This window comes from Mesorhizobium sp. M0001 (assembly GCF_040324255.1).
In the GTDB taxonomy this organism is placed as follows: Bacteria; Pseudomonadota; Alphaproteobacteria; order Rhizobiales; family Rhizobiaceae; genus Mesorhizobium.
On sequence record NZ_JAMYVS010000001.1, the window covers coordinates 83,399 to 99,726 of the forward strand.

Annotated in this window: 21 protein-coding genes; 7 read left to right on the forward strand and 14 right to left on the reverse strand. The window is 58.3% G+C overall.

Annotated elements, in window-relative coordinates:
• Both cyoA and NKK50_RS00410 read right to left on the reverse strand, forming a co-directional pair.
• The gene (cyoA, locus tag NKK50_RS00405) at nt 1-966 is read right to left on the reverse strand and encodes a ubiquinol oxidase subunit II (RefSeq protein WP_198024395.1); all 966 of its coding nucleotides are present in this window, start codon (nt 964-966) and stop codon (nt 1-3) included.
• Nucleotides 967-1,160: 194 nt separating this feature from the next.
• Complete coding sequence (locus tag NKK50_RS00410) at nt 1,161-2,051, reverse strand: MBL fold metallo-hydrolase (RefSeq protein ID WP_023668030.1); 891 nt, start codon at nt 2,049-2,051, stop codon at nt 1,161-1,163.
• A gap of 299 nt (nt 2,052-2,350) precedes the next feature.
• On the opposite strand from NKK50_RS00410, the gene NKK50_RS00415 reads away from it, so the two are divergent.
• Nucleotides 2,351-3,508, forward strand: a complete 1,158-nt coding sequence (locus NKK50_RS00415) for a hypothetical protein (protein WP_023691420.1) — start codon at nt 2,351-2,353, stop codon at nt 3,506-3,508.
• 69 nt (nt 3,509-3,577) lie between these two features.
• Here the strand turns inward: NKK50_RS00415 and NKK50_RS00420 are convergent, their stop codons facing one another.
• The 3 genes from NKK50_RS00420 to NKK50_RS00430 are packed head-to-tail and all read right to left on the reverse strand — an operon-like array spanning nt 3,578 to nt 6,464.
• Nucleotides 3,578-4,099 carry a ferritin-like domain-containing protein gene (locus tag NKK50_RS00420; RefSeq protein ID WP_352543003.1) on the reverse strand — a complete coding sequence of 174 codons (522 nt, stop codon included), beginning with the start codon at nt 4,097-4,099 and terminating at the stop codon, nt 3,578-3,580.
• A 47-nt stretch (nt 4,100-4,146) separates the two neighbouring features.
• The gene (gene glf, locus NKK50_RS00425) at nt 4,147-5,289 is read right to left on the reverse strand and encodes a UDP-galactopyranose mutase (protein ID WP_023668033.1); all 1,143 of its coding nucleotides are present in this window, start codon (nt 5,287-5,289) and stop codon (nt 4,147-4,149) included.
• Nucleotides 5,290-5,291: 2 nt separating this feature from the next.
• Nucleotides 5,292-6,464, reverse strand: a complete 1,173-nt coding sequence (locus NKK50_RS00430) for a glycosyltransferase family protein (protein ID WP_031244114.1) — start codon at nt 6,462-6,464, stop codon at nt 5,292-5,294.
• 353 nt (nt 6,465-6,817) lie between these two features.
• Here NKK50_RS00430 and NKK50_RS00435 point away from each other — a divergent pair, with 353 nt between their 5' ends.
• A complete protein-coding gene (locus NKK50_RS00435; RefSeq protein WP_023700021.1) occupies nt 6,818-7,735 on the forward strand; it encodes a glycoside hydrolase family protein in 918 nt (305 codons plus the stop codon).
• A gap of 183 nt (nt 7,736-7,918) precedes the next feature.
• Here the strand turns inward: NKK50_RS00435 and NKK50_RS00440 are convergent, their stop codons facing one another.
• Nucleotides 7,919-8,095, reverse strand: a complete 177-nt coding sequence (locus NKK50_RS00440) for a hypothetical protein (RefSeq protein WP_155922451.1) — start codon at nt 8,093-8,095, stop codon at nt 7,919-7,921.
• Between the two features lie 140 nt (nt 8,096-8,235).
• Between NKK50_RS00440 and NKK50_RS00445 the strand changes: the two genes are divergently transcribed.
• Nucleotides 8,236-8,745, forward strand: coding sequence for a pyridoxamine 5'-phosphate oxidase family protein (locus tag NKK50_RS00445; protein ID WP_023700023.1), 510 nt, complete (start codon nt 8,236-8,238; stop codon nt 8,743-8,745).
• Nucleotides 8,746-8,785: 40 nt separating this feature from the next.
• On the forward strand, nt 8,786-9,385 hold the full coding sequence (locus NKK50_RS00450) for a cupin (RefSeq protein WP_352543004.1): 600 nt from the start codon (nt 8,786-8,788) through the stop codon (nt 9,383-9,385).
• Between the two features lie 100 nt (nt 9,386-9,485).
• Here NKK50_RS00450 and NKK50_RS00455 read toward each other — a convergent pair whose 3' ends face one another.
• The 6 genes from NKK50_RS00455 to NKK50_RS00480 all read right to left on the reverse strand — a co-directional run bounded on the left by NKK50_RS00455 (nt 9,486) and on the right by NKK50_RS00480 (nt 12,278).
• On the reverse strand, nt 9,486-9,782 hold the full coding sequence (locus NKK50_RS00455; protein WP_023687830.1) for a SemiSWEET family sugar transporter: 297 nt from the start codon (nt 9,780-9,782) through the stop codon (nt 9,486-9,488).
• Between the two features lie 15 nt (nt 9,783-9,797).
• Nucleotides 9,798-10,481, reverse strand: a complete 684-nt coding sequence (locus NKK50_RS00460; RefSeq protein WP_352543005.1) for a hypothetical protein — start codon at nt 10,479-10,481, stop codon at nt 9,798-9,800.
• Nucleotides 10,478-11,254 (reverse strand): exodeoxyribonuclease III, encoded by a 777-nt coding sequence (gene xth, locus NKK50_RS00465; RefSeq protein WP_352543006.1) that lies wholly within the window; start codon nt 11,252-11,254, stop codon nt 10,478-10,480. The genes NKK50_RS00460 and xth overlap by 4 nt, the downstream gene beginning before the upstream one ends.
• Before the next feature lie 68 nt (nt 11,255-11,322).
• A complete protein-coding gene (locus NKK50_RS00470) occupies nt 11,323-11,535 on the reverse strand; it encodes a hypothetical protein (protein ID WP_245259911.1) in 213 nt (70 codons plus the stop codon).
• A complete protein-coding gene (locus tag NKK50_RS00475; protein ID WP_352543007.1) occupies nt 11,532-11,696 on the reverse strand; it encodes a hypothetical protein in 165 nt (54 codons plus the stop codon). Before NKK50_RS00475 ends, NKK50_RS00470 begins: the two co-directional genes overlap by 4 nt.
• Nucleotides 11,697-11,750: 54 nt before the next feature.
• Nucleotides 11,751-12,278: a YciE/YciF ferroxidase family protein gene (locus tag NKK50_RS00480; protein ID WP_023681150.1), complete on the reverse strand. Its 528-nt coding sequence runs from the start codon at nt 12,276-12,278 to the stop codon at nt 11,751-11,753.
• Between the two features lie 422 nt (nt 12,279-12,700).
• On the opposite strand from NKK50_RS00480, the gene NKK50_RS00485 reads away from it, so the two are divergent.
• On the forward strand, nt 12,701-14,101 hold the full coding sequence (locus tag NKK50_RS00485; protein WP_023752159.1) for a phospholipase D family protein: 1,401 nt from the start codon (nt 12,701-12,703) through the stop codon (nt 14,099-14,101).
• A gap of 91 nt (nt 14,102-14,192) precedes the next feature.
• Here the strand turns inward: NKK50_RS00485 and NKK50_RS00490 are convergent, their stop codons facing one another.
• Together NKK50_RS00490 and NKK50_RS00495 are read right to left on the reverse strand one after the other, a co-directional pair.
• The gene (locus NKK50_RS00490) at nt 14,193-14,489 is read right to left on the reverse strand and encodes a hypothetical protein (protein WP_023752158.1); all 297 of its coding nucleotides are present in this window, start codon (nt 14,487-14,489) and stop codon (nt 14,193-14,195) included.
• A gap of 73 nt (nt 14,490-14,562) precedes the next feature.
• Entirely contained in the window at nt 14,563-15,555 is a 993-nt protein-coding gene (locus NKK50_RS00495; protein WP_023752157.1) for a YihY/virulence factor BrkB family protein, read from the reverse strand.
• A 193-nt stretch (nt 15,556-15,748) separates the two neighbouring features.
• Between NKK50_RS00495 and NKK50_RS00500 the strand changes: the two genes are divergently transcribed.
• Together NKK50_RS00500 and NKK50_RS00505 are read left to right on the forward strand one after the other, a co-directional pair.
• A complete protein-coding gene (locus NKK50_RS00500; protein WP_352543008.1) occupies nt 15,749-15,973 on the forward strand; it encodes a hypothetical protein in 225 nt (74 codons plus the stop codon).
• Nucleotides 15,970-16,263 (forward strand): hypothetical protein, encoded by a 294-nt coding sequence (locus tag NKK50_RS00505; protein ID WP_023687836.1) that lies wholly within the window; start codon nt 15,970-15,972, stop codon nt 16,261-16,263. Before NKK50_RS00500 ends, NKK50_RS00505 begins: the two co-directional genes overlap by 4 nt.
• Nucleotides 16,264-16,328 lie beyond the last annotated feature (65 nt).

The following is a 16,328-nucleotide window of genomic DNA, read 5'->3' on the forward strand; positions in this document are numbered from 1 at the left end:
TCATTCTGCGCCTTGTGGATGATGGGTCATCGTTGCCGCCGCCGCGGGTAATGCCCTTGGGCTCACCTGTGGCTCGCCGCTGGCTGCGCTCTCAGCAGGCCCCGGACCCGGTGGGAGCGTCTGCTGAACGACCGCTTCGAACAGCCCAGGCTGGACATGACCGAAGGAAGCCGGCGCCACATTTGTGCTTTGCCGGGCGAGTTCGCGATAGGCGTTGGCGTTGAGCACGCCGCCCCCGCCACGCAGCGATGACGCCCAGCGGGTGAAGGCATCGGCTGAAACCGCGCTCACACTGAAATTCATATCCGAGAAGCCGTCGCCGCTGAAGTGCGCCGACTGGCCGAAAAAGCTGCCCTCGCGGTCGGCCTGCAGATGCAATTCGGTCTGCATGCCGTTCATGACGTAGACCATGCTGCCAAGCTGGGGCACGAAGAACGTGTTCATCACGCTGGCCGAGGTCAACTTGAAACGCACTGGAACACCGGCGGGAATAACCAGTTGATTGACAGCGCCCACGCCCTGCTCGGGATAGAGGAACAGCCATTTCCAGTCGAGCGCCACCACCTGAATGTCGAGCGGCGGCTGGCTAGAAGGGATCGGTTTGCGCGGATCGAGCTGATACGATCCGTAGTAGATCAGACCGCCAATGAACAGGATGGTGAGCGTCGGGATCGACCAGACGATCAACTCCACGCGTCCCGAATAGGTGAACTCCGGGTTATAGCGGGCGTTGCTGTTCGAGGCGCGGAACTTCCAGGCGAATGCCAGAAGTGCAACAAGCGTGGGAACAACGATCACCAGCATCACCGCCAGCGAGTTCAAAAGGATCGTGCGATTGCCGACACCAATTGGTCCTTGGGGATCGAGCACTCCCCCCGCGCAACCGGGCAAGAATGCGCCTCCGACGATCCAGAGCAGTTGGCGTGTCAACTTAGGGCTGGATGGCAACAACACCGGCTCTGCAATCTCTCTTTGCGGGAACGCGGGCTAGAGGCATGCGTTCGTCGGGTTTCCATCTGAGCCTCCCCATGGCGCGGAACCTCGCGGCACTTCGCAGGGTGTCGCCACCTGAGCGAGTGCCCCAACTGTCGCCGGCCGGGTTTGTTCCGCTGGACCGAGTTACTCTGTCCGATGGTCCCGCCTTGGCCCAATCTGGCCATTCAGAACGATGGCGGCTCGATTGGCCTAGCTATCGGCGACGCTGGCTCTCGCACGAATTTCAATTTCGGCGGGACGGCGAATACCCTGAACCGCTCAGCCAGATTATCGAGAGCCTGACGCATGCCCACTCCCGCAGCAGCCGCACCGTGTCCACTGATGACCATCTGGGGGCCCAAGGCAGCCAGATGCTTCACGGACCTTTCCGCTGCATCCCAGTCTGGCGTGAAATAGCGCGGCGGACCGTGCATCTCGAGATCCTGAATGGCGACTTCATAGACCGACTCCTGACCGGTGGTGATGAAAGCGTCTCCTACGATGAGCGAGCGGTCTTGCTCGCGCCAGAGCGAGATATGCCCAGGGGCATGTCCGGGTGTGTGCAGCCATTGCCATCCGGGCATTCCGGGGATCGATCCATCGGCGGGCAAGGGTTGCAAACGGCTGCCAAGATCGATTGGCCCGCGTGGAAAAAGCGGTGAAAGCAGCGCCATCAGTCCACCCCCAACCCAGGGATCCGGTGGCGGATAGGATGTGGTTCCGTCCAAATAGGGGTGCTCGAGTGGATGGGCGAAGACAGGCACGTCCCAGCCATTTGCGAGTTCTAGAACCGTTCCCACATGGTCGAAATGGCCATGGGTCAGGATGATTGCAGCCGGCCGTGCGTTGACGCCGAACCGCTTTTCCGCGACCGCTAGAATGCTGCTGCGAGACGTCGGCAACCCGGTATCGATCAGCACCCAGTTCCGATCTCCGCTGCCCGGTGCGCCGAAGAACACGACATTGACGATTGCTAGCCGCAAGTAACCCAGGTCCGGTGCGATGCTCCAAGCGCCGTCGCCACGATCCTCGCGCCTGGCGTGGTCGATCTCGGAAAGTCGAATCTGAACGGTCATGTGATCCCATGCCTCTGTTGTTGCCGAGCAGCCGCTCGAGTGGATGACGGCGGCTGTACATCGCCCCGAACTTGGGACGGGCCTCCTTGTTCCTCATTTGCACGCGGCGCCCGGACAGTTCACCACCGGAACAAAGGCTCTACCAATGGGTTCGGCACTACCCGGCCACGCAAGGACGAGCTGGACTGAGCAACGAACATGGGGCGCGCCCGACTGAATTCGGTATTTCGCCAACGCGGTTCCCGGTCCGGACAAGGCGGCCGAGTTCGAAGCCGATTGCCCAAAGGAGACTTCGAAAAATGAGCGAAGTGGGACGCCAGACGGAGGCCTCGGTTCCGGAAGCTTCGCGCTTCGCCAGTTTTTTCATGGCAGGCTTTGAATGCTCCTCGCACCGGCGCAAGGACGGCGTTCGCCTCGATCTTATTCGTGCGACCTCGCATAATTTGCATGCCCTGGGCGACTACCGCGGCTGCGCCGAACTCGGCCTTCGCACCATCCGCGACGGCCTGCGTTGGCATTTGATCGAAACCGCTCCCGGAACCTATGACTGGTCAAGTTGGGCGCCAATGGTCGAGGCAGCCCGATCGGCAGGTGTTCAGGTAATCTGGGACATCTTTCACTACGGATCTCCGGACCATGTCGATCAGGGCTCGCTGCATTTCATCGACGCCTATGCCTCGTTCGCGGCAGAAGCCGTCAAGGTACACCGTTCGATCACCGGAACATCGCCTCTGTTGTGCCCCATCAACGAAATCTCGTTTTTCGCATGGGCTGTCGAGGTCGGCTATTTCCCGCGCGTGGGGCCGAACAAACGTGGATGGTTCAAGCGGCACCTCGTCAAGGCCGCCATCGCGGGTGTTCGTGCAATGCGGGAGATCGATCCCGCCTGCAGATTTGTCTGGGCCGAGCCGCTTATCCATATCGCCCCTCGTGACCGGACCCGCAGCGAACGGCGCCGGGCCGAAAACGCCCGACAGGGACAGTTCGAAGCTTACGACATGTTGCTGGGCCGCGTCGAACCTGAGTTGGGCGGGAGCGAAGATGTTGTCGATGTCGTGGGCTTGAATTTTTACCCGCACAATCAATGGTACGTAAACGGGCCGACGATTCCGATGGGACACCACGAGTACCGCGCCCTGTCGGAAATGTTGCTAGAAGTTGCTCATCGATACGGCAAGCCGATGTTCATTGCGGAGACCGGCTCCGAGGGATCCGGCGGGCCGGCTTGGCTCCATTATGTCTGCGACGAGGTGCGTTCCGCAATCAGTCTCGGAGCGCCGATCGAGGGTATTTGCCTGTACCCGATAACGGCCTACCCGGGCTGGGACAATTCGCGACATGCCGAGGTCGGTTTGTTTTCCGTCATCCAGGCTGACGGCAGGCGACACCTGCGCAAACCCACAGCAGATGAACTGGCCCGTCAGCAAGCTCTTCTCGTGGCGGACACGACGCCTTGAAGAGGCCTCAAACGAGGGAGGGGCGGGCGAGCGTCTGTTTCGAAACGCCGCCCGCGCCGGTGCGGTGCATCAGCTTTTTGCAGTCGCCCCGGCCTCGCGCAGCCTGGCATACCGCATGGTAACGTCGCTCAGATTTTCCTTGAGCCAGTTGGCCATGGCTTCCTCTTCGTTCAGGTTCTGCTTGAGGGCCCTTTCAGCATCCTGGAAGCCCCCAGCGTCGGCCAGTACCAGCAGCGAATTGTAGGCAGCAATCTCGTAGTTCTCGAATGCGAAATTCGCCAGGCTGTTCTTGATGATCTCGTCGCCGGCCATCGAATGTCCAATGGCGGCCACGCTGCCAACCATCGACAAGGCGGTGTCCTTGAGGGTGGAGTGCTCCTCGCCAAGGCCCTCCAGGACGGACTCGAGTCTCGTGATCTGGCCTTCGGTTTCCTGAATGTGCCGGCGCAAGCGATCGGCCACCTCCGGATAGTTCTCTATACGCTCGACCTGAGGCTTCATGATCGACAGCGCTTGATTTTCCATGGCGTGCGCGTTGCGCAAGCCGACGATAAATATCTCACGGCTTTCCGACTTGAAGTTTGTATCCATCGAGTTTCTCCTTCTGATACCCGCCCGATCTTCCGTCTTGAAAGAAACTATCTTCTCGGCTCGGCCAACAACGGCTCGTCCGTGCGCGCCCAGGCCGGGAGGCTTTTTTGGATGCGCGAGAAGGTGGCCAGAGCCTGTCCGACTACCTGGTCCATGTTGTAATAGCGGTAAGTTGCAAGCCGACCAACAAACCAGACGTCTGGGCAGCTTGCCGCGAGCGCTTCATAGCGCTTGTAGAGCACTTCGTTTTCGGGCCGGGGCACGGGATAGTACGGGTCCCCGATGTCCGTGGGGTATTCGTAGGTCAGGCTGGTCCGCGAACTCTGCTGGCCGGTCAGATGTTTGTACTCGGTAATGCGCGTGTAATCTTCCGTCTGGGGATAATTGACCACGGCAACCGGCTGAAATTGCTCGCAATCCAGTGTAACGTGCTCGAAACGAAGCGAACGATACGGAAGGTGCCCGAGCTGCCAGCCGAAATATTCATCGATCGGGCCGGTATAAACCATGCGCCTGAACGGTATCTTCTCACGAATTTCACGGAAGTCGGTCTGCAGCATGATCTTGATGTTCGGATGATCGAGCATGCGTTCGAACATCCGCGTGTACCCGCCGGCCGGCATTTTCTGGAAGCTGTCGCTGAAATAGCGGTCGTCACGGTTGGTCCTGGTCGGCACTCGTGCCGTCACGGATTTGCTCAGCTGACTGGGATCGACGCCCCATTGCTTTCTTGTGTAGCCGCGGAAGAATTTTTCATAGAGCTCGCGCCCCACGGTGCTGACGACGACGTCCTCAGCCGTTCGGACATCCTCCACCGTTTCGCGTCGCGACGCGAAGAAATCCTCCAGCTGTGCCGAGGTCAGGTCTAGCCCGTAAAGCCGGTTGATGGTGTCGAGATTGATCGGTATGGGAACCAGTTGCCCGTCCACGGCCGCCAACACCCTGTGCTCGTACGGCCGCCATTGCGTGAACTGCGAAAGGTGGTCCACGATCGTTTGGCTGTTGGTGTGGAAGATGTGCGGGCCGTAGCGATGGATGAGGATGCCGGCTTCATTGTAGCAGTCATAGGCGTTGCCTCCCACATGGCTGCGGCGATCGATCAGCAAAACGCTTTCCTGACGCTGCGACGCTATCCGTTCGGCAAGCACACTGCCGGCGAAACCCGCGCCGACGATCAGCCAATCGAACATGGCTATGCACTCCTGCGAAGGGGCACGACCTTCTTGCGTTGGTAGGCGCGCTCAATGTGAGCTGCCATGGCATTCCATGTCCGTTCCCAGGACATGTCCGCAAGATAGGCATCGACTTGCTGCAGGAGCATCTGACGCGGTCGCGAAAGGACGGAGCGCAGCTTGATTTCCAGATCGTCACAGTCGGCGATTTCCACCAGCCCGGCAGCACCGTAACTGCGCACCACGTCGACGATTGCCGTCGAGATCACCGGCAGACCCGCCGCGAGAAATTCCGGCGTCTTGGTCGGGCTGATGAAACGCGTCGCCTCGTTGAGGGCAAACGGCATCCATCCGGCGTCCCAATGGCGCAGATAGTCGGGCAGATCGCAGTAGGCTTTCGGGCCAAGCCAATGAAGGTTTTCGGCTTGCGGCAGGCTTGCAGGGTCGATCTTGACAACCGGACCGAGCATGACGAAATGCACGTCCGGCATTGTCTTTGCCGCTAGCGCCACGAGATCGACGTCCAGCCGCTCGTCGATGACGCCGAAATATCCAACCCTCGGGGAAGGAATGCCCGCCTGGTCGGCTGGGTCCCTTCCTGGCCGTCTTGCGGTGTGAAAGTGCCTCACATCGATGCTGCTCGGAAATGGAAAGATGGCGGGATGGAGGTGACGCTTGGTCTCGAACAAGCTTAGACCACCGGTGAAAACCAGATCCGCGCGACGCAGAAGCTCCTTTTCCATCTGGCCCAGCTCGGGGGGCGCATTCCTGAACGCAGAGAGTTCGTCCATGCAGTCATAGACGCATATGTCTGGGTCGAGGAATTCCGTAAAGCGAAGAGCCATTGGGGTGTAGTACCAGGCGATCAGCCGGCTATGCGGCATAGAAGCGATGGTCTGCTGCACAAATCTCCGCTGGACGGCATCTGCTTTCGCGGCCGACGTGCCAAGCGGCAGCACTGGTGTGACAATCAGAATGTTTTCCGATCCCACGCTCGTCCGCATCAGCGGCTGCGGCAATTCTTCGAAAACGGGTTCTTCAAAGTAGACCACTCTCTGCTGAGCGGATGCGAGAGTGAGGAGATGCTGCGGACGCTGGTGAACAAAATTCCATCGTAAGTGGGAGAAGCAAACCAGTATATTTTCGCGACGAACATATTGACTGCCGGTTACCCCGCCAAAGGCCGCTTCCATTGACATACTCCCTCTGTGACACTATTTATGTTACGATTAACATTTGTTAATCGCGAATGGAGAGAACTACTTAGTTCCAGCTCCTAACTTTCGATCAGGTGAGTTGTTCCAACTGAAATGAAGAAGGCCCGGTCGCCCGCTTGGTCCACGCACGAAGCGGGATCTGGGTGCGGAGGCGAGGGCGGCTGTCGGAACCCGGCCGCCACTGAAAGCGTGGTTCAGCGAGGAATGCTGGTGGACAGCGGCATTGCCGTATTTGCGTTGAACTCGTTGGCTATAGAATGTGCCTAACATCAATGATTCGCCTGTATCTCTGCGCGTCTCCGACTGCCGAGGCGAATTCCGGGGCTGACATGAACATCAACTTTGAAACCAACGTTTTTCCACTGTTTCATCCGCAAAGCGTGGATGATCTCAAGGACCCGTGTCCTGTCTTCGATGGCCGTGTCTGGCACGTCTTCGGGTCAAGCGGCACGGTCACCACCGAGACGTGGAGAATCTTGCATGCCACGGCGCCCGATCTTTATGGGCCGTGGGCCGAGCATGAGCCGATCGAACTTCCAATCAACGGTACTGGTGTTGCGGCTCCCGGTGTGACCCACGAGTGCGGCGTCTTCCACATGTTCATCCAGACAGAATTCATGAAGTCGGGTGGCCGTTGCGAGCATGCGGTTTCCAACGACGGGTTCCATTGGGTAGTCCTCAGTCCGGCCATTCTGGCCATCCCGGACACGGAAGAGGACGGCATTTACGATCCGCATCCAGCAGTCATTGGCGGTGGGCGCTACCTGGTTTATTCGGCTATGCCAAAATTCACCAGGGTGCCTCAGCCCGACATCTATCTGGCACGTAGCCAGTCCGACTCGTGGTTCGGTCCGTGGAAGCGGATCGGCAAAATCCTCGACCACAACGATGTTCCCCACCATAACACCAGAGATGATCCCGACTACGAATGGGGCATTGAGGGCGCGCAACTGATCGAGCTGCCGGACGGCCGGGTGCTTCTCAACGCCACTTGCTTTCTTCCGAATGGCCTTCGGGGAAACCGGCAACGGGTGTTTTTTGCCATCGCCGACGAGGTCAGCGGCCCTTACGTTTCGATCGGCCCGGTGTTGGAGCCAGGTCAACCGGGCGAGAACGGCCACTCGACAGTGATGATCGATGGCAGTCAGCTTTCACTGTTCTACCAGAGCCGGGTTGCCACAACCGATCACCGATGGCGCTATGGTTTGGCCAGATGCGACGTCGCTCTCTTTTCAAAGGTCGCGTGATTCCAGGCTGCCATTAGCGCCTTGAGGCGGATGCGCGTCATGCGGCCATGGAACTCCGGAGGGTTGAAGGTGATCCGCGTCGGTGACGGTAGCAAAGTGTCATCGCGAAATGATGTCAGCCCGTTCGTCAATTGTCTCCGCGCATCGATGACACCGCCAGATGCCCGACTAATGGGCTCATAGCTATTTCTTCGGTCCCTTGACAGGGAATGTCGCGTCGCCGTCTTTTTTGCCGGAGATCACCCGCGGATCGGCGCTGGCGACGCCATCGTTTCCGCCGCCCTTGTGGTCCTTTTCCGACTGACCCTTAGCGTCCTGCTCGGGTGTCCGTCTTGATGTTCGAAGCGTCTTGTCCGCCATCATGGCCTCGCGTTTGCCATCCAAACTTCCGGCAATTTCGAAAGTTCCACCGCTTTAGCAAGCCGAAGGACCCAGTGAGTTGGAACGTCGTGGCGGGACGTGAGTTGTAAGCGAGGATATTCACCCGCAGGAGGACGCTTATGGCTAACCGCCGAGAGCAGCAGACGGACCTCACGCCCGCCGAGGCAACAGACCGCATCTGGGAACTCGCCGAGGACATCGACGTCTGCATGTTTGTGACCTGGGACGGCGAGTACAATCGAGCCCGTCCGCTATCTGCGCGTGTGGTCCGTGAAGAAAACGCCATATACTTCCTCGTCAATGACGACAGCGCCAAGAGCGAGCAACTGTCGACCTATCCAAAGGTCACATTGGCCTGGAGTGACAACAGCCACTACAAATACGTCACGATGTCAGGCCCGGCCACAGTGACAAATGATAGGGAAAAGATCACCGAACTCTGGGAGAAAACTGACGCAGCCTGGTGGGATAATGCCGATGATCCCGAGATTCGTCTGATAACGGTCAAACCCGACGAAGGCGAATTGTGGGACAGCCCGGGGCTAATCATGGCTACCGCAACGATGGTGTTTGCGGCCGTTACCGGCGCCAAGCCGAATGTGGGCGACAACGCAAAGGTCGAGCTCTGAGCGAGCGGCTAAACTAACCTCTGCTTTAGAGGCAGCGTCGATGAGCATTTTGGAAACCAGCAAGAAAGTGATCGAGAACGTCACCGGTTTCGCAAGACCGCGCAAGCAAGCTGTCGCCGGATTTGTGAGGCAGCGAAAGTCGAATGAGTTCTGGTTCAAGGATGATGGACTTGTACCCAATCATCCAGCATGGCCGCTCGTCGTTTATCGAGGCGCCGTCGAATTGCCCGAAGGACTTGATCCAGCAGCCGTCATGGAGGTGCTTTTCGAGGCAAACGGATGGGGCGATAGCTGGCGAAACGGCATCTATGATTATGTTCACTATCATTCGCAAATACACGAGGTTCTGGGCATTGCCCGCGGAAATGCTGAAGTCCGGTTTGGGGGCAAGAAAGGACGAACGCTGTCGCTGAAGGCTGGCGACGTCGCGGTCCTCCCGGCAGGCACCGGGCACCAATGCCTCTCGGCATCCGATGATTTTTTGGTTGTCGGCGCGTATCCTCCGTTTGGGACTTATGACGAATGTAGGAGCAAGGATCAGCATAGCGATGCGCTCGCAACCATCCCCAAGGTGGGGCGTCCGCGCAAGGATCCTGCATATGGTAGCCAAGGTCCGCTTCTGAAAAGTTGGAAGCGCTAATGCATGTCGCTCAAAAGTGGCTCCGGTTTTGAGACGACGAGATGCATAAAACAAAGACCCAAAGCGCGCGTTTTCTGAGTCCGTTCAAACGCGACGCGCTTTAGTCGTCGGGGTCGAAAGCCTTGGCAACTGCGTCTTTCTCAGCCTGCGGCAGGACTGTCATTGTGAGAATGAAGGCTGACAGCAGGAGACAGACGCCATTCGTGATTATGATCGGCCACTCTGCCTTCATGATGCCGAAGGCCAGCCACAAGGCGAAGCCCAACACAGTGATGGCATACATCGGTGCGGAGATGCCGCTTGTCTCTCGTGTCCTGATGATTTTCCAGGCTTGCGGGGTGAAACTGCTCATCGAGCAGACGGTCGCGAGATAGCCGATGAGCGTGACTGTCTGCATTGAAGCGGCCCTGACCTACGTCGCAGATACGCGCTTGAGATCAGATACGCGGACCACGCCGTGCTGGCTGACAAAGGTCAGGGTGGAGTCCGTGCTCTGGCTCTGCGAAACACCGGATATGCGATGGTCGCCTGTGTCATAAATCTCCATCTTTCCATGATCGTCGATGACCAGGCGGCTTTGCTCAGGAAACGCTGCGTAGCGCATATTGTTTTGAGAACCAGCGGCAGACGGGCTCCCAAGCTCCTCAGGCCACCATGAGCCGGCGTGGGCCATAGCTGCAGAACGATAGCTCGTGTCGTCGCGTTGTGGCTTGGCGGGATGATCGCGCAGGTAGGCCGAGAGCTCCGCCGCGATAGTGTTGAGCTTCGCCTTGAGGCTGTCATCGAACATGTCGCCGACCATCGTCATGCCGGAGGACCATTGTGACATTCCTCCGAAGTCGACGTGGCTGAACTGGGCCATGGTTCCACCACCACGCCGCAACGCCTCAAGGACAGCCATGACAGCGCCATCAGTGACGCCATGCTGGCGTGCAAGGCGCGCAATCAGTTCAGCTTCCTTTTGAGTGGTTGTCATCATTGCGTCCTTGATCGCTTGGCGCCGGCAGTCCTCATTGTTGACGATAGACATGCGCGGCCAAATGTAATCACGAAGGAGCGCCACCAGGTCTTCAGGCTCCTTGCCGAGGAAGCTCAATCAAGTTCTATCCAGGCTGGCGCATGATCGCTCGGCTTGTCCCATGCACGCGTTTCGGCATCTACTCCGGCATTCTTCAGGCGATCCAATAGGGATGAACTCAGCAAGAGATGGTCCATCCGGAGCCCGGAACTCCGATCGTACCCGCCGCGGTAGGAGAAGTTCCAATAGGTGTAAATTCCCTTTTCTGGATGAATGCGACGAACCGCATCGATCCAGCCCTGAGCAAGCATTTCGGCGTACGCGCTCCGGCTCTCGGGGAAGTAAACGGCATCGCCAACCCAGCGCCCCGGCACCGCCGCGTCGATCGGGCCTGGAACGACGTTATAGTCGCCGCACAGGATGGTCGGTGAGCTATCGCCGAGCAGCACCTGGCCATAGGTGATCAAACGTCGGAACCAGCGAAGTTTGTAGTCGAACTTCGGCCCCGGCGCTGGATTGCCATTGGGCAAATACAGGCAGCCGACAACAAGCCCATTCACATCTGCCTCGATGTAGCGGCTGTGCGAATCGTCGGAATCGCCCGGCAGACCTCGACGACGTTCCAGCGGCTCAATCCCGCGAGCGAGGATTGCCACGCCATTGTAGGACTTCTGTCCGTGCCAGATTGCGCCATAGCCGGCGTTTCTAATCGCATCGACGGGAAATTTTTCGTCAGAGGTCTTCAGTTCTTGAAGGCAGACGATGTCATAGCCGGTTTCGCCAAGCCACTTGAGAAGCACTGGCAGTCGGCCGTTGACGCCATTGACGTTGAAGGTTGCGATGCGGGTCATCTCGACGATTTAACGTCTTTGCGCCGCTTCGATGCGACCTAGAGTCGGTAGCCAAATCTTGCCTTTTGTCATCGTCCATCTGCATTTTTGCTCGAAGCATTGGTGCTTTGACCGGAAGCAGCGGATGTCTTTGCATCTTTGGAATGCGCGGCAATTGCCGGACCCGCGCCGGTAGCTTTCCGCATATCGCCGCTCCCCTTGCCGTCAGTCGATTTCTTGCTCAACAGTCCTGAGAAATATTTTCCAAAGAAGCCCATCCGACTCTCCATCTTGGCGCTCATTCGGCGGCTTTGCGGGCCCTGAACTCATCTCTGCGCTGTTCTCGCAGCTGCCGAGGACCGCTGCGCGAACCGCCAAGCGCGCGGCGCCTGACCAGCGCGGCCGAACACTCAAGCAGGAAACATTCCAGTCCTTTGTAGATATGCGTGATCATGTCCTTCATCTCCCGGGACCGCCTCGGCACATGGGTCGCCGAGGCGGTTGGGTAGGCGATCAATCAAGCCGCTTTCCGTTCTGCCGCTCGTTCGTTGACGCCGGCTTCACCGAGGGCAGTCAACGCCTCGTCGGTGGCCTTCTCCTCTTCAAGTGTCGCATTGAGGAGCGCAACCACGTCGTCCTTGCCGAGCGTCGTAGCCCAGGCGATCAGGGTTCCATACCTGGCGATCTCGTAGTGCTCCACGGCTTGCGCGGCACCGACGAGCCCTGCATCGAGCGAAGTCGAACCCTTGTACTCCTGAAGGATTTCAGATCCTTCCTCCAGGATGCCGTCGATCGCCGGGCAGGTTTTGCCGCGCGCGGCAGCGCCGAGAATCTCGAAGACCTCCTCCAGACGTTCGACCTGCCCCTCGGTTTCAGCGAGGTGCTTCTCGAATGCTGCCGAAACTTGCTCTTCGGATGCGCCTTTGGCCATCTTCGGCAAGGCTTTCAGAATTTTCTTCTCGGCATAGTAGATGTCTTTGAGGCCATCGAGGAAAAGGTCCTCCAGGTCCTTGTTGTTGCCATTGGCTTTCTTGGCAGTGGGCATTGTGCCGTCTCCTCTGTTGAAAATTGCCCGTCGCGAGCATTTTCTTAACTCGGAAACCCGAACCCGGTTCCGGCATAATGGAGATATCTAAATTTAAAGGGTCGTGCGCTTCAGTGAGAACAACGACCACGTCATTCTCGTCGAAGAGCCGCGGCGGGGCGCACGCCATCGGGCTCTCGCCAACAGTTCACGGTGTGAGGGGCTGGGACTACAGGAGAAGCAAGTTCCGCGGCGGCAGCAGAGCAGTCGGGGCAACGCCTCTCAAGCCTCCTGACCGCTCTGCAGCCGCTTGATTGCTGGGCCCCGCTTGCATCCAGGAATTGGGTGATTGGACGCTGCGTATGCAACCAGAATACCTCAGAATGGTTCTAGCTATGATTTGAGCGGGATGGCGCGAGCGCCGTCCAAAGGTGGCAATTTTCATGGACGTATCGGTTTCGCGAACCGCAGACCACAACATCAAGGCCGGCAAGAGCGGCTTGCTGCTTGTCTCGGACAATTATGACGCTTTCGCCGTGCGCGTGCTGGCGGCAAGGAGCGCTGAGCGCAGCCTCGACCTGATGTATTACCTTTGGCATGATGACCACACCGGCCGCTTGCTGCTTCGCGAGGTTTTTCGAGCTGCTGAGCGCGGTGTTCGGGTGCGCATGCTCCTTGACGACGTCAATCCGCGTAAAAATGATGCGGCATATCTGGCGCTGAACAACCATCCAAACATCGAATTGAAGTTGTTCAATCCGAGCGGTATCAGGCGCGGCCGGATCATGCGTGGTGTGGAAGTGCTGTTGCGGCTCTTTGCATTGACACGACGGATGCACAACAAGGCTTGGATCGTTGACGACAAATTTGCCATTGTCGGCGGTCGGAATGTTGGCGATGCCTATTTCGATGCGGCAGAAACCAATTTCCGGGACCTCGATCTGCTGCTCCTGGGGCCTGCGGTACGGCAAACCGCGGCGATATTCGATGCCTTCTGGGCTTGCAATGAAGCCAAGCCAATCAAAACCTTGGGATCAGTGGCTGAGCATGAGCATGCCAAATGGCTTGAAGGAAGCGATACCGGCCCCGATCCCAAATTCTTGAACGGCATCGGCAACCGGGGCTCGATCACGGAGTTTATTGCGGCCAGCAACGACGTTCATTGGGTGGATGGCGTGCGGGTCATTTCCGATCCGCCGGAGAAGGTTCGTGGTTGGAGACGTCGCAGCTGGCTTATGAAAGAGCTGCGTCCGATCATCCAATCCACGCGCGGGTGTCTGGAAATTGTGTCGCCCTATTTCATCCCCGGCAAAAGGGGCACAGCGATCTTGCTGGACCTTGTCGGCGCCGGTGTTGACGTTTCGGTTCTGACCAATTCCCTGGCCGCCACGGACGTCGCCGCAGTCCATGGCGCTTACGCAAATTATCGCAAGCGGCTGCTGAGGAATGGCGTCAATATTTTCGAGCTTCAGCCGTTCAACCGGCGCTCGGCAATCTCGGTGTTTGGCTCGAAGGGCGCCAGTCTGCATACGAAAGCTTTCACCGTCGACGACAATATCGGCTTCGTCGGTTCCTTCAATTTCGATCCACGGTCAGTGTCCTTGAACTCGGAAATGGGCGTGCTGTTTGAGGATCCGAAATTGGTCGCCGAGTTGCGGCATCGATTCCAATCGGAAATATCTCCGGAAACAAGCTATCGGCTCGAACTGAAACACAATGTCCTGCATTGGCATGGATGCGGCGAAGGCAAGATTCAGGACTATACGCATGAACCAGAAGCCGGATTTTTTCGCCGTATCCTGGCGGTCTTCGTCCGTCACCTCCCGATCGAATCTCAGCTCTAGCATCCGACGATGGCCGAGGACCTCGCGATCTCAGCAAATTGCCCTGCCGGGGATCGCGTGAGCGAAACGTGAAACCCTGATCTACCACGGGTCAGCCAGACCGCATCACACCCGGTTCTTCGACAACCGCGTCGCCAGTCCCATGCTGTCCGGCGTCCGGATCACTCGGCAACACGTCGGAAAAATTGACTGTGGCGACCAGATATCCGGCTTCATCGTAGACCTTGATAGTCGATCCCGATTGCTTGGTTCCTGACCCAGGTTCCGCCGCCACCGCTACGCGCGCCATCTCTATTGCTCTTGGACTGGCCATCTCCGCACTCGCTAGCTCTTCCTGGAAAGCAGTAGTCTGGCCGGATACTGTCGTCTCAAAGCGAAATTTTGGCATGGGCAACCTCCTGTTCCTATGCAATTCCGGTGTCCGGGTTGCGTTCCAAAGAAACAGAATTGGTGGGAAGCAGCTAAGATCGCCGCGATGGCCAGACCCGTGTCGCCACGAAGGTCAGCAAACCCGTGATCACAATCCAGGCTTGCACCTCGCGTTGGATAGTTGGCCCAGGGTTCGATGTCTGTCGCGACGGGCTCTCTGCCTCCACTATCGGTTGAAGGTCGGACCGACTGCCGAGACGGACGGAATAGGCCCGCGTGAACTCGGCGCCGAGCAGGAAGATCTCAGACGAATAGTAAACCCAAAGCAGCACGACCAGCAGTGCACCCGCCGCGCCATAGGAGGATGCGATCGCGCTGGTTCCGATATACCAGCCAATCAGCGACTTGCCGATGGTGAAGAGCAAAGCGGTCACTGCCGCGCCAATTGCGACATCGCGCCAAGCGAGCGACCGGTCCGGCAGGATCTTGAAGATCGCGGCAAACAGAGCGGAAATCAGCACGAAGGATACAACGCCGTTTATCGACGCGAGAATGATCGTGCCGAACGGCAGATGGGCGTTGATGACAGCGCCAAGCGCGGAAATGGCGGCGCTTGCCGCCAACGACACAAGCAGTAGAAATCCCAACGCCGCAACCAGGCCCAGGCTGGCCGCCCGCGCCCGCACCAATCGCGACACAGACATGGGTGGTGGGTCAATCTTCCAGATTGTGTTGAGCGAAAGCTGCATTTCGCCAAACACCCCGGAGGCTGTCACGAAGAGGGTGACGATGCCCACCAAGGTGGCAAGAGTGCCGGCGGTTCTGTGAGAAGCGCTTTCGATGGTGCTGCGCAGAAGGTCGCCGGTTTGCGATCCCATCACGCCTGCGATTTCGGCCGACAGAGCGAGTTGAGCTGCTTCATGCCCAAAGACAAGTCCAGCAATCGCAACAACGATCAACAAGATCGGGGCCAGGGACGTAACGGCATAGAACGCCATCGCCGCACCGTGGCTGAGGGCATTGTCGTTGATGAATCCGAGGATGCTCTCCTTGCCAAGAACCCAGGCTTCGCGTGCCACCCGCATGGGGAATTCCTTTTACCTCAACGAGCAACCTAGTGCTGTCGGCAACGAAAGCGAGACCTGCCGCCAGTGCGCGAGGCGCGATTGCAGAGACACGCCCGCTTGTCTCTGCACGAACGGCCAGAAATGTTCCATGCGGCGCCGGAACTCGCCGGGCTCGTAATGGTTATCGGTCATCCGATTGGAGTGATCAAAAATGCCTGATAATGAAAACCGTCGCGAGACCGGCGCAACGAAGTACCCGGCTAGAACAGGTCCTGATCCTTCGGATGCGTTCTCTCAGGATGCGGCCGGCAACAAGAAACCCAAGAGTGGGGTCGGTCTGACGCGGCCAGTCAATGAGGTGGATGACAAGACGCACCAATCCGATGGCCAGAACGCCCCGGCGAGGCCGGGCGGCGGAAACGCGGTCAAGCCATGAACGTTGCCAATCTTCAGCTTGAAGGGTTGATGATGGCGGTCGCGTCAATCAACAACCTGCTCGTTCACAAAGGTCTGCTGTCAATTGACGAGATCGATACCGCCCTGCGAAAGGCAGAGGCGTCCATGACAGGTGACGAGCGGACCTACGAAGACATGTCACCGGCCAACCGTGACGCGATCTGCTTCCCGATCCGGCTTCTGCAGATCGCGAACAACGCGCAAGGCGAACTGGACATCCCACCATTTTCAGAGCTTGCAAAAATGGTTGGGCAAACCAAGGAACCTTAACGTCAGCGGTGACGACACCTGGAGTCTCCGTGAAGGCCTCATTTGACGCCGATGCCACTCTGAAG

What these genes read in the sequence shown, in the direction of transcription:
- NKK50_RS00410 (WP_023668030.1), bottom strand. Translation starts at nt 2,051, where the DNA reads ATGACCGTTCAGATTCGACTTTCCGAGATCGACCACGCCAGGCGCGAG.
- NKK50_RS00415 (WP_023691420.1), top strand. Translation starts at nt 2,351, where the DNA reads ATGAGCGAAGTGGGACGCCAGACGGAGGCCTCGGTTCCGGAAGCTTCG.
- NKK50_RS00420 (WP_352543003.1), bottom strand. Translation starts at nt 4,099, where the DNA reads ATGGATACAAACTTCAAGTCGGAAAGCCGTGAGATATTTATCGTCGGC.
- glf (WP_023668033.1), bottom strand. Translation starts at nt 5,289, where the DNA reads ATGTTCGATTGGCTGATCGTCGGCGCGGGTTTCGCCGGCAGTGTGCTT.
- NKK50_RS00430 (WP_031244114.1), bottom strand. Translation starts at nt 6,464, where the DNA reads ATGGAAGCGGCCTTTGGCGGGGTAACCGGCAGTCAATATGTTCGTCGC.
- NKK50_RS00435 (WP_023700021.1), top strand. Translation starts at nt 6,818, where the DNA reads ATGAACATCAACTTTGAAACCAACGTTTTTCCACTGTTTCATCCGCAA.
- NKK50_RS00440 (WP_155922451.1), bottom strand. Translation starts at nt 8,095, where the DNA reads ATGGCGGACAAGACGCTTCGAACATCAAGACGGACACCCGAGCAGGAC.
- NKK50_RS00445 (WP_023700023.1), top strand. Translation starts at nt 8,236, where the DNA reads ATGGCTAACCGCCGAGAGCAGCAGACGGACCTCACGCCCGCCGAGGCA.
- NKK50_RS00450 (WP_352543004.1), top strand. Translation starts at nt 8,786, where the DNA reads ATGAGCATTTTGGAAACCAGCAAGAAAGTGATCGAGAACGTCACCGGT.
- NKK50_RS00455 (WP_023687830.1), bottom strand. Translation starts at nt 9,782, where the DNA reads ATGCAGACAGTCACGCTCATCGGCTATCTCGCGACCGTCTGCTCGATG.
- xth (WP_352543006.1), bottom strand. Translation starts at nt 11,254, where the DNA reads ATGACCCGCATCGCAACCTTCAACGTCAATGGCGTCAACGGCCGACTG.
- NKK50_RS00470 (WP_245259911.1), bottom strand. Translation starts at nt 11,535, where the DNA reads ATGAGCGCCAAGATGGAGAGTCGGATGGGCTTCTTTGGAAAATATTTC.
- NKK50_RS00475 (WP_352543007.1), bottom strand. Translation starts at nt 11,696, where the DNA reads ATGAAGGACATGATCACGCATATCTACAAAGGACTGGAATGTTTCCTG.
- NKK50_RS00480 (WP_023681150.1), bottom strand. Translation starts at nt 12,278, where the DNA reads ATGCCCACTGCCAAGAAAGCCAATGGCAACAACAAGGACCTGGAGGAC.
- NKK50_RS00485 (WP_023752159.1), top strand. Translation starts at nt 12,701, where the DNA reads ATGGACGTATCGGTTTCGCGAACCGCAGACCACAACATCAAGGCCGGC.
- NKK50_RS00490 (WP_023752158.1), bottom strand. Translation starts at nt 14,489, where the DNA reads ATGCCAAAATTTCGCTTTGAGACGACAGTATCCGGCCAGACTACTGCT.
- NKK50_RS00495 (WP_023752157.1), bottom strand. Translation starts at nt 15,555, where the DNA reads ATGCGGGTGGCACGCGAAGCCTGGGTTCTTGGCAAGGAGAGCATCCTC.
- NKK50_RS00500 (WP_352543008.1), top strand. Translation starts at nt 15,749, where the DNA reads ATGCCTGATAATGAAAACCGTCGCGAGACCGGCGCAACGAAGTACCCG.
- NKK50_RS00505 (WP_023687836.1), top strand. Translation starts at nt 15,970, where the DNA reads ATGAACGTTGCCAATCTTCAGCTTGAAGGGTTGATGATGGCGGTCGCG.